This window comes from Oceanobacillus sp. FSL W7-1293 (assembly GCF_037969815.1).
Classification (GTDB): domain Bacteria; phylum Bacillota; class Bacilli; order Bacillales; family Amphibacillaceae; genus Oceanobacillus; species Oceanobacillus oncorhynchi.
Map to the genome: position 1 here is coordinate 1,233,145 of NZ_CP150212.1, position 15,952 is coordinate 1,249,096.

The following is a 15,952-nucleotide window of genomic DNA, read 5'->3' on the forward strand; positions in this document are numbered from 1 at the left end:
GAGAGTTGAGGGACTCTTTGCGTTATCCTTTTTTATTTGAGGGGAGTCGGTAATGATGATGACAAGCGAACAGATTGAGAATTGGGCGGATGCAATGCTTTTGGAATACGAGGAAGGCAGAACAGAATTGAGCAACCATAAAAATCGGTTGCACAATCAAAATTTAGATTTGATCGGTGATAAGAACTGGCGTGAAATGGATGTAGAAACGCAAGACGCAATTGAACGAAATCAATCTGATAAAACACAGGTAAATAGCATGATTCGTGATATGTCTGAATCGATGGAATGGTTGGAAACCGGTCGCGATCCGGAAAGTTTGCGCGGCATCGAAAAAAGTTCCGTTTATCAAAGAAATGCAATGGCTGATATGGATATTTTTCCATCGTTAGATATATTCCCGGAAGAGCGTGATTTGAGCGAATCAGAAAAACAACGTGTTATTCGTGTGTTGGCTGAATTGTCTCCAAGAGAGCGTCAATGCTTTATTCTGCATACTGTTTATTCGCGTTCCTACGCTCAAATATCTGCTGAATTGAATGTTGGAAAAAGCACTGTCCAGAAATATATGGAAAGGGCAAAGTTGAAATTGCGTGTCGTACGCTTGTCGTACGAAAATGAACATATTAGTGAGAGGGTTATTTAATTAGAGCACTAATAAAGATTTGTAATTATATATAAAGACCGTAAGGTCTATACAGATTAAGCACTATAAATATTATGTAATAAGCAGGAATATTGTCTCCTTTTGGCGAATAACAAGTATATAAACAGATAAAAGGAGTGGTTAGGTGGATTACAATGATTTTAAAAGCAAGCAGATTGACGTGTTTCTTAGCAGTGAAGTTACTGAATACGTATTAAAAGAATTCATAGGTTACTATGAAAAACTGGGTTTAGAAAAAGATATAAAACTATTCTATCCCAAAGGACTAGGGACAAAAAACGAATTGAACTTGCTATTCTTTTATGATGATAAAACTATATCAGTAACATTCCCAGAAATAAAAAATTTTAAAATAACTAACTTAAGTTCTATACAAAAAACAGAATTAGAAGTTGTCGCAGGAAGTAAATATAACCGTAGCTTAACTATTTCCTTAAGTACAGATGAGGAGATAGTTTTAAACCCAGCTAAAGATACCGATCCTTCTAACGCGGATGATTTCAAGGAGAAAATTGAAGAAATATATAAGTTTTTAAATTAAGCATCCTTACGAGGGTGCTTTTTCTTATGTCCAAAACAAACTTAATTACAATCGGGGGTGGGTGATGATGTAGTGGCTGAAAAGCATGATGTCTCGTTAAACACAGTAAAGTCTTGGAAACAGCGTCATGGTTGGATAAGTTAGAAACCAAGGTATTGTTTATTCAAAAAAGAACCCACCTTATTACCGATGAACGAGAAAAAGCGGTGTTGGAGTGCATGTTGGATGGGTTGAGTATTAGTGCGATTGGTCAGCATATGCGATTATCAAGACGTCATATATACACAATTAAGAATTCTATTGTGGATCAGATTTCACACTCTGCACACTTTTCCCAAGATGTGACAAAACAAAAATGTGTTTAGTACAATGGAAGACAGAACGGCGTGGAGAAATATTAGTCGTCTTGCCCTTCTGGGCAAATGATTTATTAAAACTGAAAAGTAGATGAATATTTCCTTGAAAAGATGTATATTGAAAGATATTAGAAAAAAAGGGGATATGTCATTTGTTTAGAAAAATTTTTATATGTGCTCTTCTAATAGTTTTTATATTAGGGATACCATATGCTTTAGTAGCCTTATTGGATAGTGATTTAATTAACTTCAAATTAGGCAGTAATAATACATGGATTACGTTCTGGGGGAGCTATATCGGTGCTATTGTTAGTGCGAGTGCAGTATATTTTGTAGCACGATTTCAAATAAAAAAACAATATGATCAGCAGATGGAACTATTCAAGTTGCAAAATAAGCAGCAAATTCAATCAATCGAAATGGAAAATAAGCATTCTACAAAAAGAGAAATGAAGAAGTTTTATTTAATAAATAAGTTAGAAAAGATTGAAGAAATGCAAGTTTTACTGGACAAGTTATCTTCAATCAATATAGGTTTAAATAATGAATTAGTTGAATTTAGTGTTATTAAGTTGACAGAAAATAAGGGCTTAAAAGGAAATAGAGATGTTGATCACGGAAACGAAATGTATCGATTAAGGACTGGATTAAGCAAATATCGTTTTGAAATAAATGAAGCTGCAATGAGATTGAGTGTTTTGTCAAACTATATTGAAAGAGCTAAACCACTAATTTTTCATTTACAACAGAACTTTGTGGAATTGTTAGAGGAAGTAAATAATTGTTTTTATTCTGATGAAGGACACACAAAATATTTAACTGATAAACCAGGAGAGTTTTCAACTGAAAGCTCCAAGGAAATTAAGAAAATAATAATAGAAATCAGTTTTAACACATTACAAGAGGAAATGAAAGATATTATAAAAGAAATAGAAGAATATGCATCGTAGTTCGCTTGAAAGGTACTTCATTATTAAATATTATGTGATAGGACATTTCCCCTCTGTTTGTTGTAATATAAATAATAGGGGGGGATATTTTTGGATGAGTTTTTGACTTTAATCATTTTTTTGTTGCCTGGATTGGTATCTTTTAATTTATTAAAGTTATTTGGATTGTATCCAAATATTAAACATCAGAATAATGAATTGTTATTAATTAGTTCCATTATGTGGATTCCAATAAACGTTTTAGTTTTAGGGTTTTATACTCTAGTGGCTTATACTGGTAAAACGTACGGGTTATTTTCAATTCCATATGTGTATAATTTTGAAACGCTAAATAATTTGTCTAATCATTTTTTATTCATACTATATTATGTGTTGTTTAGCATCTTAACAGCCTATGCCTTGGCAGTAACTATATCAGGTGATATGTATAAAGTTCTTTTAGATAAAATTAATAACGAAAGAAATAATAATGGTAAGGCTTCATTATCAAGGGATCCAACTGTTTGGGAGAATTCTTTCAGTGGAACGGATGCACAAATAGTAAGAATTATAATAGAAGATAGAATTTATATAGGTGAATTGAAAACAGTTTCAACAGAAATAGAGAAAGAAAAAGACATATTACTACGTTATACAGGTTGGTGGACCGAAATTATGAATGCTTACGAAGTTGAGGTTGATAATGTCTATGTTGACACTCGATCAAACATTATCATTGAAATTTATGATAGAGGTCAGTGTTTAAAAGCCCAAGACCTCTATCGTAAAGATAATAATATAAATTAAACATTATTTTTTTCTTGGCATTTTTTCACTAGACGGAGGCTTTGTTATTGATTTCTTATCAACTGAATTCTGTTCATGTTTTCCGCCAGTTCTTCTGTGTATTGATTCTGTTTTTTTATTGTTTTGTGTTGGCATTGTTTTCACCACCTTCTAGAAAATATAGCTATTAATGAAATTATAAAATAAAAACTCAAAAAAATCAGTACTTATTATTTATGAGCATCTAAAAGGGTGCTTTTTTTATGCCTAAAAACAATCTTAATTACAAATGGAGGCGGTGAATATGTGATATGCAAAACGAACCCCATGCAAACAATTTGTGTGGAGCTAAGACTAGAAGTGGTGAACCGTGCAAAAACAAGGCTATGGCTAACGGTCGTTGCCGAATGCATGGAGGAAAATCAACTGGCGCTCCACCAGCTAAATTAAAAAAGAATACGAACTCCAAAAAGCATGGTCTCTTTGCTAAATATTTACCGCAAGAAACAATGGAAATAATGAATGACATTGAAACCATGAAACCTACAGATATTTTATGGATGAACATTAAAATGCAGTTTGCTTCAATAGTTCGAGCACAGCAGATTATGTATGTCGAGGATATAAACGATCGAACTGAGACCCTTAAAAAGTTAAAGGTTGAGAACATCGAGACTAGAGAAGGTCATACGCAAATTCCAATCGAGAAAGAATATGAGATAGAACAGGCGTGGAATAAACAGGCTACCTTCATGCAGTCGCTCAGTCGTTCAATGGCAGAGTTGAGGAATATGCTTAAACAATTCAGAGACATGGCTTATGAAGATGATATCCGCCTTCTCGAAATTGAAAAAATGGAAGTAACAATCGATAAAGCTAAGGCTGAAACGGAAAAGCTATCCAGTGATGATGGAAATAACCAACCAATTCAAATCATGATTAAGCGAAAAGGTGATACATCATGAGTGCAGCACCTTTTGAACAAGTGGAAAAAGAAGTTAATCCTCATTTCGAGGATTTTTTATTTGATTGGAATCAAAAGTTTCAATTGTTGGTTGGTGGATACGGTTCTAGCAAAAGTTATCATGTTGCACTAAAAATCATCTTGAAGCTAGTGGAAGAAAAAAGGACAGCATTGGTTGTTCGTGAAGTCTATGAAACTATCAGGGAATCATGCTTCTCTTTGTTTGAAGAAATCATTGAAGAAATGGAGTTAGCCGATAAAATAAAAATGGTTGTTTCTCCAATGCAAATACGCTTTCCGAATGGCAGCAAGATAATATTCAAAGGGATGGATAAACCAACCAAATTGAAATCAATAAACAACGTATCACTTATATGGTTGGAAGAGTGTTCAGAAATTAAGTATGCAGGGTTTAAAGAATTAATCGGTCGCTTGAGGCATCCGACATTACCATTGCATATGATTTTATCTACTAACCCGGTGGATGAAGGTAACTGGACTTATTCACATTTCTTTATCAAGAACAAAGGCCAAAGTGATGAAGTGTTGTTCCTGGATGATGAAGATTTATATAAAGAGCGCACGATTGTTGTTGGAGATACTTATTACCATCACTCTATAGCTGATGATAATTTATTCTTGCCTGAATCCTATGTGCAAGAACTTGAAAATACAAAAGTTTATGATCTAGACCTTTACAGAGTAGCACGTGAAGGTCGTTTTGGTGTGTCCGGAACCAAAGTATTACCTAAATTCGAAAGCATGCCACATGACGAGGTTATGAAGCAAATTAACGCTATTAGAAAACCGATATATAAAGCTGGTATGGACTTTGGCTTTGAAGAATCTCACAATGCTTTGTTGAGAATGGCCGTAGATGATAAAGAGAAAATTTTATACATCTATTGGGAATATTATTCCAACCATAAAGACGATCCGGAGATATTTGATGATTTAAAAGAGTTTGCTAGAACAAAGGAAAGAATCAAGGGTGATTCCGCAGAGCCTAAAACCATTTACTACTTGAAAAAGAAGGGCTTGAACATTACTGGGGCATACAAACCAAAAGGTTCAAGGCTTCAAAATACCAAGAAGGTTAAAAGGTTCCATAAAATCATTTGCTCTGATAAGTGCAAGAACACCATCAGAGAATTAAAAAGCCTTACTTACAAGAAAGACAAGCAAGGCAATACGATATATGACGAATTCAACATTGACCCACATACTTTCAGTGCTATCTGGTATGGGTTGGATGATTATGAGGTCGTTGATTTGAAAGACCATAAGAAAACTTATAAAGCTATCCAGTCGCTTGGATTGTAGGTGTTTATATGAAAGTGGATTTAGAAGATTACTATGAATTAATTAAAACCATGCAAGATATCAAGTTCATCTGTGATAGAGCAATAGCTGGTCAAAGGACATGCGGCACCGAGATAGGAAAGAAAGACATTGAAGCCGTATTAGAAAAACTTAAAGGGATTGTGTAACTGAAAGGAGGGATGACATGGCGACAGGAACTAAGCAACGCTTCTCAGATGAAGCAAACGAACATTTCACCTATGAAAGTGCAGATAAGTTACTCGAAAATATGGAACACTTGCAGCAGATGATAGAGCAGCACAAAAAAGTACAGCGGCCAAGGCTTCAAACTCTGCAAAACTATTTCAAGGGCAACAATGAAACCATTCTAAAAGACAACCGTCGCAGGGAAGAACACCTTGCTGATAACAGAGCGGTGCATAACTTTGCGAGATATGTCAGTACATTCATTCAAGGATATATGGTTGGCATCCCTCTTAAGACAACACATGATGATGAAGATGTATCAGAGCGTATCAGAGATATGAACCGTATTAATGATGCTGACGAACATAACAGTGAATTGGTACTTGATCAATCTATATACGGCCGAGCATATGAATTACTCTATCGCGGTACCGATGATGAATATCACTTCACGCATGTTGATGTATTGAATACTTTTGTCATCTATGACGAAACAGTGGAACGTAAACCAATTGCTGGTGTTCGTTACTTTAAAAGTAAGTATTCCGAAGAAGAGACGGTGCTACTCTATACATCTGAAAAAAATTTAAAGTTGAATTATGAAGACGGCAGTAAATTGCAAATCGTTGAACCGGAAACAGAGGAAGAAAAGGAAAAAGAAATTAATAACTTCGAAGGCGTGCCTATCATCGAGTACGAAAATAACAAATTTCGACAAGGTGATTTTGAAGATGTGCTGGCTCTTATCGACATGTACGATGGAGCGCAATCTGACTTAGCCAATTACTCACAGGATTTAAATGATGCCATGCTAAAGATTATAGGTAATTTGGATTTGGAAGTAGAAGAAGCGAAAGAAATGAAAAAGAATAATATCATTTTCCTTAAAACAGAGCCAAACGCAGATGGTAGAGAATCGACTGCCAATGCTGATTACATTTACAAGCAGTACGATGTACAAGGATCCGAATCATATAAAACGCGCATAGCCAACGATATTCATTTATTCACTGCCACACCTAATTTAAGTGATGAAAACTTTGCGGGAAACATGAGTGGAGAAGTAATGAAGTACAAGCTATTTCTCATGGAACAAAAACGTGCAGCTAAAGAACGACGGTTCAAGCGTGCTTTGCGTGAACGTTATCGATTGATAAGTAACATGATGAAGACAGCTAGTGAAGGTGAGATTGATGTATCCGAATTAAATATTACCTTTACAGAAAACTTACCGAAGAATATCGAAGCTGAAATGAAATGGTTCACTGATGCCGGTGGTCAGTTATCTCAAAAGACAATGATTAGCCAGCTGTCATTCATCGAGAATGCTGATGAAGAAATAGAACAACTGGAAGAAGAAGAAAGACAGCGTCCTATCAATCAACCGCAATATGATTTTGAAGAGCATCAGCATCAGAATTCGGAAGAGCAGCAAGAAGAAGTGAACGACGATGGCGAATAATTCTTACTGGAGACGGCGTGAAGAAAGGCACATACGCAACCAAATCAAAAATGATGCTGAGATAGCCAAACGGATCCGTGCAAATCAGGATGCTGCACTAGAGGAAATAGAGTTACTAATACAAGCCTTCTACGCCAGATACGCTGGTAAGGAAGGTATTTCTATGTCTGCTGCTAGAAAACGCGTCAGAAAGGCTGATGTTAAACGATACGCCGAGAAAGTAAAACGATATGTGAAGGAAAGGAATTTCACAGTAACGGCCAATGAGGAAATGCGTCTTTATAATGCTACTATGCGTATCAATCGCTTGGAAATGTTGAAACATGACATTCGATTAGAGGTTATCGCTATGGCTAGTGATGAGGAAAGAATACTAGATGAGTCATTGACCGAGGGAGCAAGAGCAGAGTATGAAAGGCAGTCAGGAATCTTAGGTGAGACTGTCACAGCAAACGCTAAGAAAATTGATACGATTGTCAATTCCTCTTTTCAGAATGCTACTTGGTCAGAACGATTGTGGAGCAATCAAGATGCACTACGATTGGAAGTTGAAAGGCAATTGAACCGCGGAATTGTTCAAGGATTGAATCCAAGGGAACTTGCCAGAGAACTTAGGAAGTCCATTGATTCCAGTATCAGTAATTCAGAACGATTGATGCGGACAGAAGTGGCCAGGGTACAAAGTGATGTATTTAAAGATAGCCTTGACCAAGCTAATTTTGAACAGTACGAATTTATTAGTGAGCCTGATGCCTGTCCTATTTGCAAAGCATTAGATGGTGAGATATTCAAAAAGTCCGCTATGGAAATCGGTACAAATATGTACCCAATGCACCCAAATTGCCGATGCTCTACTGCAGCATACATGGACAGAGAAGCATTTTGGGAAGAGGTTGAAAGGAGAGAATCATGATGAATTATTTAATTGCAGTGGCGAATGGTGATTGGATGACAGAACGAAAGGTTATTGAAGTGAACTCTATTGAGGTTAGAGATGATGTGTATATCTTTTATGACAAAGATGGAACAATATTATTCAGTTCTCCAATTGATTCCACAGTATCCGTTGAATTAGCTTAGAATTTTGTAATTGTTAGATATGAAAGAGGATTCGGTGAAATGTGGGTTGAAAAACTAAATGCGAAAATGGAACGAACTGGTGATTTCACTTGGATGGACGGAACAGAGGTTTACCACAAACTCAAAGATGTTGAGTGGATTAACCGCACTTAGCAGACAAGCGTTAGTGCGGTTAAATTGATTGAAATCAGAATTGAATATTAGAAAAACCTGCCGATACCAGCTTTTTGTTGTTTCCTTTGTTCCAAAGACACAATAGACCCAGTTTTATAAACAGTTCTGTTTGTTTGTCCTTCTTCAGATAAAAAGAAGAATTCATTAAGTGCAAAAACGGATGTTAATGCAGGTATCAGTCCTTCACTGTGATGCATTTCTTCCTCTAAAACAATTGGTTCAGAAGTGGAACAAAATATTTCGTTTTTATGTTCAACTAAGCGAACAGGAAAAATAATAGCATCTTGTTTAATATATAACTTTTCATCGTTAGCGAAAGTTACAACAACCTCAAGATTATCCATAGTTAATCACCTCCTGATTAGATTATATCTATTAACGGAGGTGAATACTATACAATTGCTTTTGTCCGGAACGACGTTAAACTATCAAAATTTAATACTGTGTGGGCGTTAAATATCAATTGAATAGTTTCCTAGAGATAAGCACTGAACGGGCTGTAAAAAGACTGTACGGGGCTTATTTTTTATGTGGTGAAAGATTGATAGGAATGACTGCATGGGATTAGGAGGAAACGAAGATGAATGAATTAATGGATAAAGTTAAAAAGTTAGCGAATGTAACTCCTTTTACAGAAGGTCAGATTGCATCAAGATTGACACATCAGGCACAGCAAGGATTACCACTTGATTTACAGTTCTTTGCTGAGGGCGAGGAAGGCGCCGGGCAAGGTGATGGAGGAGAAGGCGGCCAACAAGGCGAGTCCGGCAATGGTGAAGGCGGAGAAGGAAATGAAAAAACCTTCACTCAGTCAGAAGTGGATAGCAAAATTAGCAAGGCAGTCGCTGCCTTTGAAGAGAATCAAAAACCAAAGCAGCAAGAAGCTATCAATCAAGCTGTCAAGGATGCATTGGCAGAACAGCAGCGCTTATCCAAGTTGTCTGAAAAGGAACGTCAACAAGAGGAACTGACACAGCGTGAAAAGGAACTTTTAGAACGTGAAGAAAAAATTAAGCGATCAGAATTGCGCTCTGATGCAGTAGCATATTTGCAAGAAAAGAAACTACCTTCTGATTTCGCTGACATCTTACTTGGTGAAGATGCAGAAAGCACGTTAGCAAATATCAAAACATTTAAAGAAGCATTCGACAGTGCTGTAAATGATGCAGTCAAAGAGAAATTGCGACAGGACACACCGCCAGCTGGTAGCGCGGGAGGTTCTTCAAACAAAGACAACTTAGGTAAGCAGTTAGCGCAATTAAATAAGCAAAATAGTGTTGACGTTGAAAAAGCACAAGGAAATTATTTTAAATAACGGAGGTTATGAAGAATGAAATTTACAAAAACACCATTTGGTGGACCACAAAAACAAATTTTAAAGTTTGCTGACCATTATGTTGCACTGCCGGTGACGGTGGGCGACTCAGGTGTATCAGCAAACGAAAACGGAAAGAAGATTGTCCCTGCAGGAACTGTTATTGGCGGAGGTTTCATTGACGATAAGTCAAAATTCGCTGTTAAATCCAATGATGAAAATGCAGAGGGTGTTTTGTTTAATGATGTGGATGTAACGTATGGTCCTGCAGCTGGTGCAGCACTCATTCATGCATTTATCGAAACAGATAAATTGCCAGAAGCACCAGCATCAGAAGCAAAAGCAGCATTAAACCAAATTAAATTTATTAAATAAAGGAGTTTTGATAATGGATAACATTTTTGATTTAGTAAACGCACCAAATATTGCAACTTATTATCAAGAGAATGCCTCAGACCGCATTCCATATTTAGGAGAAACGCTATTCCCTGCACGAAAGCAAATGGGATTAGATTTGTCATGGATTAAAGGGAGTAAAGGACTTCCAGTAGCATTGAAAGCATCTGCATTTGATGCAAAAGCTGATTTACGTGACCGTATTGGCGTTACGAAAATTGAAACAGAAATGCCGTTTTTCCGTGAAGGAATGCGAATCGGTGAGAAAGAACGCCAAGAAATTTTAAAGGTAATGGGGTCAGCTAATTCACAGTATCTCATGCCTTTGATTAATCGTATTTATGATGATGTTGCTAATCTAGTAGATGGTGCAAGAGTTGTGCCAGAACGAATGATTATGCAGCTATTATCAACTGGTCAAATTAGTATTGAATCCGGTCGGCAAGTTTATGATTATGATTATGATCTTTCAGATAACAATCAAGATACACTGACAGGTTCAAATCAATGGAGTAATCCAGATTCTAATCCGATTACTGACATTAAAGAATGGCAGGATGAAATTGAGGATAGAACTGGCACACGTCCTACGAGAGCGATTTGCACACGTAAGACATGGAACTATCTAGTTAACAATAAAACAATCCGGTTAGATATGAATCCTCTAGGAGGTCAGAACATCATTCTAACTGATGCGATGGTGCAGCAATACCTGTCAAACAAATTAGGTCTAACCATTGCTGTCTACAACAAAAAGTACAGTACAGAAGTTGGTGGAGATTCTAATTTATTCTTTCCGGACGATGTGTTTACTCTGATTCCAGAAGGTAATTTAGGTAACACCTATTTTGGGACAACTCCGGAAGAAGCTGATCTCATGAGTGGAAATACCGATGCCGAAGTATCACTTATTGACAACGCTATCGCTGTAACATCGGTAAAAGAGCCGCATCCGGTCAACGTTTATAACATTGTGTCTGAAATTGTACTGCCGTCCTTTGAATCTATTGACAATATCTTTATCGCAAAGGTTGCTGACGGTACTCCCTAATGGACCCCTATCAATAGGGGAAGCCACAATTGGTGAATCTTTTGAAATAGGATAGGAGGCTAATAATGGCTACAAAAGAAGAATTAAAAGAAATGTTCAGCACTGGTAAAAAACCTACTGGTGAGGATTTCGCAGAGTTAATTGATGGAGTGGAAGGACCGCAAGGGGAACAAGGCCCTCAAGGACAACGAGGAACAAAAGGTGATAAGGGAGATAAAGGCGATACCGGCGAACAGGGTCCACAAGGTCCTGCTGGCTCTGACGGTGCAGATGGCCAAGACGCCGAACCTCAATTTACCGAAGAACAAGTGGCGGCGTTATTGGCATTGATTGAAGATGGTGAATAATCATGGATGAAATTAAAAAGAATGTGAAAATCGTATTAAATATCCAAGACAATCTACAGGACCCTGTCTTGGATGTTTTGATTAAAAATGTTCGCAGTCTGTTGTTAGGTAAGTTACGCAAAGTTAACAAGTCTATCAAAGAGATTCCAGAAGAATTGGAGTATATCATCGAAGAAGTAACCTTGCGTCGCTTCAATCGTATTGGCTCAGAAGGTATGAAATCTGAATCTGTAGAAGGTCACAAAATCGATTTTTATGATTTAGATAAGGAACTGGATCCGTATCTTGATATCATCGATGATTATGTGGAGGATGAAGAATCTAAGCCGAAGCGCGGAAAGGTGCTGTTCTTCTAATGCACTTTGATAAAAGAGTCACCTTCGTTAGTGAAACCGATGGATACTATGATCCGGAAAAAGGCGAATGGATACCGGGAGAGAATGTTGAAAGAACACTTCCTTGTAATGTATCCAAACTAGGCATAGACCGAACCAATCAGATATTCGGACAGATAGATAGGGTAATGACTGTCATTCGTTTGCAACAGCCTTATTATAAAGATTTTAAGCATCTGTATTTAGGTGACAACGAAAAGCAGACTTACCAACCAAAACGCCAATCCAATTACCGGAAAGGCGTTATTTTTGTTGAGGGTGAAGTATAATGGCTAGGGGCAGTTTTGGTATCAAAGGAACTGGACCATTAATAAAAGCTATGCAAAAGAAATCTGATTTGAGTGCTGTGAAAAAGGTTGTTCAATTGAACACATCTGAATTACAAAGGAAAATGCAAAGGAATGCTACTTTCACAAAAGGATATGCTACAGGAACAACAAAGAGGTCTATAACAAGCAGTGTTTCAGACAATGGATTCACTGGAGAAGTTTCACCAGGAACGCATTATAGCCCTTATTTGATTTACGGAACAAGATTTATGGCTTCTCAAGATTTTTTTCGACCTAGTTTCTTTGAACAACGGAAACAATTCATTAGTGACATGGAACGAATAATGCGATAAAACCTTGTTATATCAATGGTTGATAGGTGTCAATTATGATATAATAGAGATGTAGGCTAGGGTCGCACCCGAAAAGAAGGCACCCACCTTCCTGCCTGCCAATAACAAATGGGGGTTATCTGGGGAGGTAATCAATATGGAAAAATGTCCTACTTGTGATTCGCTTTTTGAAAAGAAAGTATGGAACCAAAAATACTGTTCAAACAAGTGTAAAAAAAGTAGAAAATTCAAATGTTCTCAATGTGGTAAGTTAATTATTCAATACCAAGACAAAAGAGAACATAAATTTTGCGACAGAGTTTGCGCTAACCTGTTTAGTGGTAAAAGTGCAAAAGCCGAATGCCAATATTGCGATAAAGAATTTATTGTAAAGCAATCGGCGCTTGCGTTGGGTTACGGTAAATTTTGTTCTAAGGATTGTCAAAATAAATCACAAGAAAGGCGCATTACTTGTATTTGCCCTAATTGTGATAAAGAGTTCGAAACAAAACCAAATTAAGCGGATAGAAGAAAGTATTGTAGTAAAGAATGTTTCTATGAATCTATGGAAATGGGGTTTCCTAAAGAAATTCTATACAATGACTACGTAATAAAGAGGTTATCCAGTATAGAAATTGCTAATAAATACAATACTTCTAAAAAGAATATTTTGGCGGCTTTAACAAGATACGGAATAAATCGAAGAACTGCATCAGAAACAAGAATGCCAGAAGGATATAAGCCACCATCTAAAGAAAAAATAAATGATTTGTATTGGAATCAATGGCTTTCCTATGAAGAAATAGGTAAGGCTTTAAATGTTGACCCTACAAATATTCCTAGGTGGCTGAAACTTTATGGGTTAACAACTAGAACCCATGCAGAAACTCGATTAGGTAAACATTTTAAAGAACCAACAAAAGGAGAATTGATAGAACTATATGTCAACCAAGAACTGCCTACAACAGAGATTGGGAAAATACTAGGGTGTGGTGGTGGCGCAGTATCAAGAAGGCTGTATGACTTTGGAATAGAAGTTAAATCTAACTTGTTTAATGGAAAAAGCCTTTTAGAGTGTGATGATGGTCATATGGTTAAGTCATATTACGAAAAATCATTCGATAATCTTCTTTCTAGAAATGGTATAGAACATGAGTATGAACCGAGATTACCTTTCGACAAGCGATATTCATCTGATTTTTTAATCGATGATGTATATGTAGAAATATGGGGCGTTCAAAACAACAAAAAATACAATGAGCGCCGAGTGAAGAAAACAAAACTATATAATAAGCATGGATTGAAACTATTAGAAATATATCCAGAGGATTTCAAGGATATAAATAGTAAGTTTCAAGAGTTAAAACGCCTTATATCGTAAGGCGTTTTTATTATGCCTTGAAAGAGGTGACGCGATGCGTAAAAGTCCAGATCAAGCGCTCCACGATAGAATAATGATTCTGTGTCAACAACTTGGATATAGCGTTTATAACTATCTCCCGGATAGTAAAGCACCGTATCCTTTTGTGTTCGTTGGAGAATTATTCGAGATTAATAGAAGAACTAAATTTAACAGATTTGGAGATTATGAGGTCACTGTACACATTTATGCAGATGACCCCGTACGGAACAGAAGGGCAGTCATAGACATGCGTAATGCTATCAAAAATGCTTTTTACCAACTCTCAAAGACCGACGGATATCAAGTATTGAATCACCATACAACCGGTCGGGTACTGCCCGACAATTCAACCGGAACACCATTGCTTCACGGCGTTTTAAGCTGTGAAGCTACTTTAAATTAGGAGGGAAACAACATGCCAGAAATGTTACAAGGTAAGGATAAAATATTGCTATTCAGAAAGTATACAGATCGAGATAAAGCGGCAGCTAAATTAGTGTTTCAAACGGAGCATACGTTTAGTTACAGCCGTGAATTAGAATCTATCGTCACTAAAGACGGTACGGTAGTTCAAGTCGGAGAATTAGAATCTGCTGTTAGTATCTCAGCAATTCAAGCAAAGGACGACCCTGTGAGAGAAATGTTAGAAGATGCCGTTAAATCCGGATCTAGACTGGAAGTTTGGGAAGTTACAGTGGATGAAGATTTAAGGGATGATGACGGAAAATACCCAGCAGTTTATTGCCAAGGATATCTTGATTCATGGGAGAATCCAGCGAATGTAGAGGAGCAGTCAAACATCGAGTCAAACCTTGTCGTAGAACTAGAACCGCAAACAGGAATGGCCACGTTAACAGAAGAACAAGAGCAAGCAGTACAGTATGCATTTACCGATACCGTGCCTGAAAGTGAAAACGACAACGGAAACGGTGATGATGACGAAGAAGAAACTCCCTAATGTACCCCAAGCGATTGGGGATGCAGAAATCGGTAGCACGTTAATTATTGACTAAGGGCGCTGAAATGGCGCTCTTTTTTTGTACTTATTTTTATTTATACTAGGAGGAATTTTATTATGGAAATTCAAATTGGCGAGAAAAAATACGAGTTAGCTTTTGGTTTAGGATTTATTAGAAAGATGGATGAATTTCATACAGTAAAGGCGCAAGGAATTCCGTTAGGGGTCGGGGTAGAGACAGCTATCACTCACTTAGGAACGAGGAATCCAGTTATTTTGGTAGATATTATCAAAGCGGCAACTGATCACCTTAAATCTAAGCCATCTAATAGCGGTATCGATGAGTATATCGAGGGACAAGCTGCAGAAGGAAAATTAGAAGAACTTTTTAAAACCATTACAGAGGCTATGGAAGAATCGGTTTTTTTGAAACCAAAAATGCAAGAGTTCAAAAAAGGCGTTCAACGAGCTCAACGGGAACAGAGACAAGCCCAGTAAAGAATGAAAATCCTCCATCAGAAGAGGCCTATGAACAGATTGTAATAAATTGCTTTCGTTATTTAGGATTTACAAGCCTTTATGACATCAAAGTGCTCTCACTGCGTGAATATTCACTGCGGATGAGGGCTTTTAATTTGGCTCAAATCGACAAGCAATATGACATGCATATGCAAGCGTGGCTTAATCATCAAGTTACCGCAAATAAAAACGTCGGCAGTAAAGACAAGCCGAAAATGGAGCCTGTTTTCAAAGACTTCAAGTCTTTCTTTGATTATGAAAAAGCTATTAAGTCATTAGAAGGTCCAAGCAAACCGAACAAAAGCAATTTAACTGATAGACAAAAAAGAATGGTAGAAGCAGCAAAAATCCTTAATAAGAAGGGAGGTTAATACTATTTCTGAACAATACAGTGTGGAAGCATATCTGAGAGCGACCGGTATTGAAGAGTTTATTAGATCATTTCAACGAGGCACACAAAGCATAATCGATTTCGATAGCGCAGCCAGCAGTTCTGGAAG

General features: G+C 37.0%; 25 protein-coding genes. 23 read left to right on the top strand and 2 right to left on the bottom strand.

Features of this window, described 5'->3' with window-relative positions:
- Positions 1 to 52 precede the first annotated feature (52 nt).
- From MKY65_RS06265 to MKY65_RS06280, 4 genes are all read left to right on the top strand, one after another.
- Positions 53 to 646, top strand: coding sequence for a sigma-70 family RNA polymerase sigma factor (locus tag MKY65_RS06265; protein ID WP_339183287.1), 594 nt, complete (start codon positions 53 to 55; stop codon positions 644 to 646).
- Positions 647 to 791: 145 nt separating this feature from the next.
- A complete protein-coding gene (locus tag MKY65_RS06270; protein ID WP_339183289.1) occupies positions 792 to 1,208 on the top strand; it encodes a hypothetical protein in 417 nt (138 codons plus the stop codon).
- 508 nt (positions 1,209 to 1,716) lie between these two features.
- Positions 1,717 to 2,514 (top strand): hypothetical protein, encoded by a 798-nt coding sequence (locus MKY65_RS06275; protein WP_339183291.1) that lies wholly within the window; start codon positions 1,717 to 1,719, stop codon positions 2,512 to 2,514.
- A gap of 90 nt (positions 2,515 to 2,604) precedes the next feature.
- Positions 2,605 to 3,300, top strand: coding sequence for a DUF6338 family protein (locus MKY65_RS06280; RefSeq protein ID WP_339183293.1), 696 nt, complete (start codon positions 2,605 to 2,607; stop codon positions 3,298 to 3,300).
- 3 nt (positions 3,301 to 3,303) lie between these two features.
- On the opposite strand, the gene MKY65_RS06285 is transcribed toward MKY65_RS06280, so the two are convergent.
- On the bottom strand, positions 3,304 to 3,435 hold the full coding sequence (locus MKY65_RS06285) for a hypothetical protein (RefSeq protein ID WP_339183295.1): 132 nt from the start codon (positions 3,433 to 3,435) through the stop codon (positions 3,304 to 3,306).
- A 155-nt stretch (positions 3,436 to 3,590) separates the two neighbouring features.
- Between MKY65_RS06285 and terS the strand changes: the two genes are divergently transcribed.
- The 6 genes from terS to MKY65_RS06315 are packed head-to-tail and all read left to right on the top strand — an operon-like array spanning position 3,591 to position 8,294.
- Positions 3,591 to 4,244 carry a phage terminase small subunit gene (gene terS, locus MKY65_RS06290; protein WP_339183296.1) on the top strand — a complete coding sequence of 218 codons (654 nt, stop codon included), beginning with the start codon at positions 3,591 to 3,593 and terminating at the stop codon, positions 4,242 to 4,244.
- On the top strand, positions 4,241 to 5,566 hold the full coding sequence (locus MKY65_RS06295; protein WP_339183298.1) for a PBSX family phage terminase large subunit: 1,326 nt from the start codon (positions 4,241 to 4,243) through the stop codon (positions 5,564 to 5,566). The genes terS and MKY65_RS06295 overlap by 4 nt, the downstream gene beginning before the upstream one ends.
- A 14-nt stretch (positions 5,567 to 5,580) precedes the next feature.
- On the top strand, positions 5,581 to 5,733 hold the full coding sequence (locus MKY65_RS06300) for a hypothetical protein (protein ID WP_339183299.1): 153 nt from the start codon (positions 5,581 to 5,583) through the stop codon (positions 5,731 to 5,733).
- 17 nt (positions 5,734 to 5,750) lie between these two features.
- Entirely contained in the window at positions 5,751 to 7,214 is a 1,464-nt protein-coding gene (locus MKY65_RS06305; RefSeq protein ID WP_332094279.1) for a phage portal protein, read from the top strand.
- On the top strand, positions 7,204 to 8,127 hold the full coding sequence (locus MKY65_RS06310; RefSeq protein WP_339183303.1) for a minor capsid protein: 924 nt from the start codon (positions 7,204 to 7,206) through the stop codon (positions 8,125 to 8,127). The genes MKY65_RS06305 and MKY65_RS06310 overlap by 11 nt, the downstream gene beginning before the upstream one ends.
- Positions 8,124 to 8,294, top strand: coding sequence for a hypothetical protein (locus MKY65_RS06315; protein WP_339183305.1), 171 nt, complete (start codon positions 8,124 to 8,126; stop codon positions 8,292 to 8,294). The genes MKY65_RS06310 and MKY65_RS06315 overlap by 4 nt, the downstream gene beginning before the upstream one ends.
- A 200-nt stretch (positions 8,295 to 8,494) precedes the next feature.
- Here the strand turns inward: MKY65_RS06315 and MKY65_RS06320 are convergent, their stop codons facing one another.
- A complete protein-coding gene (locus MKY65_RS06320; protein ID WP_339183307.1) occupies positions 8,495 to 8,812 on the bottom strand; it encodes a hypothetical protein in 318 nt (105 codons plus the stop codon).
- A gap of 236 nt (positions 8,813 to 9,048) precedes the next feature.
- On the opposite strand from MKY65_RS06320, the gene MKY65_RS06325 reads away from it, so the two are divergent.
- From MKY65_RS06325 to MKY65_RS06385, 13 genes are all read left to right on the top strand, one after another.
- A complete protein-coding gene (locus tag MKY65_RS06325; RefSeq protein WP_339183309.1) occupies positions 9,049 to 9,783 on the top strand; it encodes a DUF4355 domain-containing protein in 735 nt (244 codons plus the stop codon).
- A 15-nt stretch (positions 9,784 to 9,798) separates the two neighbouring features.
- Positions 9,799 to 10,158: a hypothetical protein gene (locus MKY65_RS06330; protein WP_339183312.1), complete on the top strand. Its 360-nt coding sequence runs from the start codon at positions 9,799 to 9,801 to the stop codon at positions 10,156 to 10,158.
- Positions 10,159 to 10,171: 13 nt separating this feature from the next.
- A complete protein-coding gene (locus MKY65_RS06335; protein ID WP_332094349.1) occupies positions 10,172 to 11,230 on the top strand; it encodes a major capsid protein in 1,059 nt (352 codons plus the stop codon).
- A gap of 65 nt (positions 11,231 to 11,295) precedes the next feature.
- Positions 11,296 to 11,577 carry a hypothetical protein gene (locus tag MKY65_RS06340; RefSeq protein ID WP_276540061.1) on the top strand — a complete coding sequence of 94 codons (282 nt, stop codon included), beginning with the start codon at positions 11,296 to 11,298 and terminating at the stop codon, positions 11,575 to 11,577.
- Positions 11,578 to 11,579: 2 nt separating this feature from the next.
- Positions 11,580 to 11,933: a phage head-tail connector protein gene (locus MKY65_RS06345; RefSeq protein ID WP_256705868.1), complete on the top strand. Its 354-nt coding sequence runs from the start codon at positions 11,580 to 11,582 to the stop codon at positions 11,931 to 11,933.
- Positions 11,933 to 12,241: a hypothetical protein gene (locus MKY65_RS06350; protein WP_339183315.1), complete on the top strand. Its 309-nt coding sequence runs from the start codon at positions 11,933 to 11,935 to the stop codon at positions 12,239 to 12,241. The genes MKY65_RS06345 and MKY65_RS06350 overlap by 1 nt, the downstream gene beginning before the upstream one ends.
- On the top strand, positions 12,241 to 12,594 hold the full coding sequence (locus MKY65_RS06355; protein ID WP_339183317.1) for an HK97-gp10 family putative phage morphogenesis protein: 354 nt from the start codon (positions 12,241 to 12,243) through the stop codon (positions 12,592 to 12,594). The genes MKY65_RS06350 and MKY65_RS06355 overlap by 1 nt, the downstream gene beginning before the upstream one ends.
- 136 nt (positions 12,595 to 12,730) lie before the next feature.
- The gene (locus MKY65_RS06360; protein ID WP_339183319.1) at positions 12,731 to 13,093 is read left to right on the top strand and encodes a hypothetical protein; all 363 of its coding nucleotides are present in this window, start codon (positions 12,731 to 12,733) and stop codon (positions 13,091 to 13,093) included.
- A 45-nt stretch (positions 13,094 to 13,138) separates the two neighbouring features.
- Positions 13,139 to 13,954: a hypothetical protein gene (locus MKY65_RS06365; protein ID WP_339183321.1), complete on the top strand. Its 816-nt coding sequence runs from the start codon at positions 13,139 to 13,141 to the stop codon at positions 13,952 to 13,954.
- 34 nt (positions 13,955 to 13,988) lie between these two features.
- The gene (locus MKY65_RS06370; protein WP_339183323.1) at positions 13,989 to 14,378 is read left to right on the top strand and encodes a hypothetical protein; all 390 of its coding nucleotides are present in this window, start codon (positions 13,989 to 13,991) and stop codon (positions 14,376 to 14,378) included.
- Between the two features lie 12 nt (positions 14,379 to 14,390).
- Complete coding sequence (locus tag MKY65_RS06375; RefSeq protein WP_339183325.1) at positions 14,391 to 14,933, top strand: phage major tail protein, TP901-1 family; 543 nt, start codon at positions 14,391 to 14,393, stop codon at positions 14,931 to 14,933.
- A gap of 117 nt (positions 14,934 to 15,050) precedes the next feature.
- Positions 15,051 to 15,431 carry a tail assembly chaperone gene (locus tag MKY65_RS06380; RefSeq protein WP_339183327.1) on the top strand — a complete coding sequence of 127 codons (381 nt, stop codon included), beginning with the start codon at positions 15,051 to 15,053 and terminating at the stop codon, positions 15,429 to 15,431.
- Positions 15,432 to 15,568: 137 nt separating this feature from the next.
- Positions 15,569 to 15,823: a hypothetical protein gene (locus tag MKY65_RS06385; protein WP_193062992.1), complete on the top strand. Its 255-nt coding sequence runs from the start codon at positions 15,569 to 15,571 to the stop codon at positions 15,821 to 15,823.
- The last annotated feature ends 129 nt before the right edge of the window (positions 15,824 to 15,952 follow it).

Bases quoted from the DNA above. Each gene is read 5' to 3' on its own strand.
- MKY65_RS06365 (WP_339183321.1), top strand. From the start codon at position 13,139: ATGGAAATGGGGTTTCCTAAAGAAATTCTATACAATGACTACGTAATA.
- terS (WP_339183296.1), top strand. From the start codon at position 3,591: ATGCAAAACGAACCCCATGCAAACAATTTGTGTGGAGCTAAGACTAGA.
- MKY65_RS06335 (WP_332094349.1), top strand. From the start codon at position 10,172: ATGGATAACATTTTTGATTTAGTAAACGCACCAAATATTGCAACTTAT.
- MKY65_RS06315 (WP_339183305.1), top strand. From the start codon at position 8,124: ATGATGAATTATTTAATTGCAGTGGCGAATGGTGATTGGATGACAGAA.
- MKY65_RS06340 (WP_276540061.1), top strand. From the start codon at position 11,296: ATGGCTACAAAAGAAGAATTAAAAGAAATGTTCAGCACTGGTAAAAAA.
- MKY65_RS06380 (WP_339183327.1), top strand. From the start codon at position 15,051: ATGGAAATTCAAATTGGCGAGAAAAAATACGAGTTAGCTTTTGGTTTA.
- MKY65_RS06345 (WP_256705868.1), top strand. From the start codon at position 11,580: ATGGATGAAATTAAAAAGAATGTGAAAATCGTATTAAATATCCAAGAC.
- MKY65_RS06310 (WP_339183303.1), top strand. From the start codon at position 7,204: ATGGCGAATAATTCTTACTGGAGACGGCGTGAAGAAAGGCACATACGC.
- MKY65_RS06295 (WP_339183298.1), top strand. From the start codon at position 4,241: ATGAGTGCAGCACCTTTTGAACAAGTGGAAAAAGAAGTTAATCCTCAT.
- MKY65_RS06355 (WP_339183317.1), top strand. From the start codon at position 12,241: ATGGCTAGGGGCAGTTTTGGTATCAAAGGAACTGGACCATTAATAAAA.
- MKY65_RS06305 (WP_332094279.1), top strand. From the start codon at position 5,751: ATGGCGACAGGAACTAAGCAACGCTTCTCAGATGAAGCAAACGAACAT.
- MKY65_RS06320 (WP_339183307.1), bottom strand. From the start codon at position 8,812: ATGGATAATCTTGAGGTTGTTGTAACTTTCGCTAACGATGAAAAGTTA.
- MKY65_RS06350 (WP_339183315.1), top strand. From the start codon at position 11,933: ATGCACTTTGATAAAAGAGTCACCTTCGTTAGTGAAACCGATGGATAC.
- MKY65_RS06285 (WP_339183295.1), bottom strand. From the start codon at position 3,435: ATGCCAACACAAAACAATAAAAAAACAGAATCAATACACAGAAGAACT.
- MKY65_RS06325 (WP_339183309.1), top strand. From the start codon at position 9,049: ATGAATGAATTAATGGATAAAGTTAAAAAGTTAGCGAATGTAACTCCT.
- MKY65_RS06375 (WP_339183325.1), top strand. From the start codon at position 14,391: ATGCCAGAAATGTTACAAGGTAAGGATAAAATATTGCTATTCAGAAAG.
- MKY65_RS06265 (WP_339183287.1), top strand. From the start codon at position 53: ATGATGATGACAAGCGAACAGATTGAGAATTGGGCGGATGCAATGCTT.
- MKY65_RS06370 (WP_339183323.1), top strand. From the start codon at position 13,989: ATGCGTAAAAGTCCAGATCAAGCGCTCCACGATAGAATAATGATTCTG.
- MKY65_RS06330 (WP_339183312.1), top strand. From the start codon at position 9,799: ATGAAATTTACAAAAACACCATTTGGTGGACCACAAAAACAAATTTTA.
- MKY65_RS06360 (WP_339183319.1), top strand. From the start codon at position 12,731: ATGGAAAAATGTCCTACTTGTGATTCGCTTTTTGAAAAGAAAGTATGG.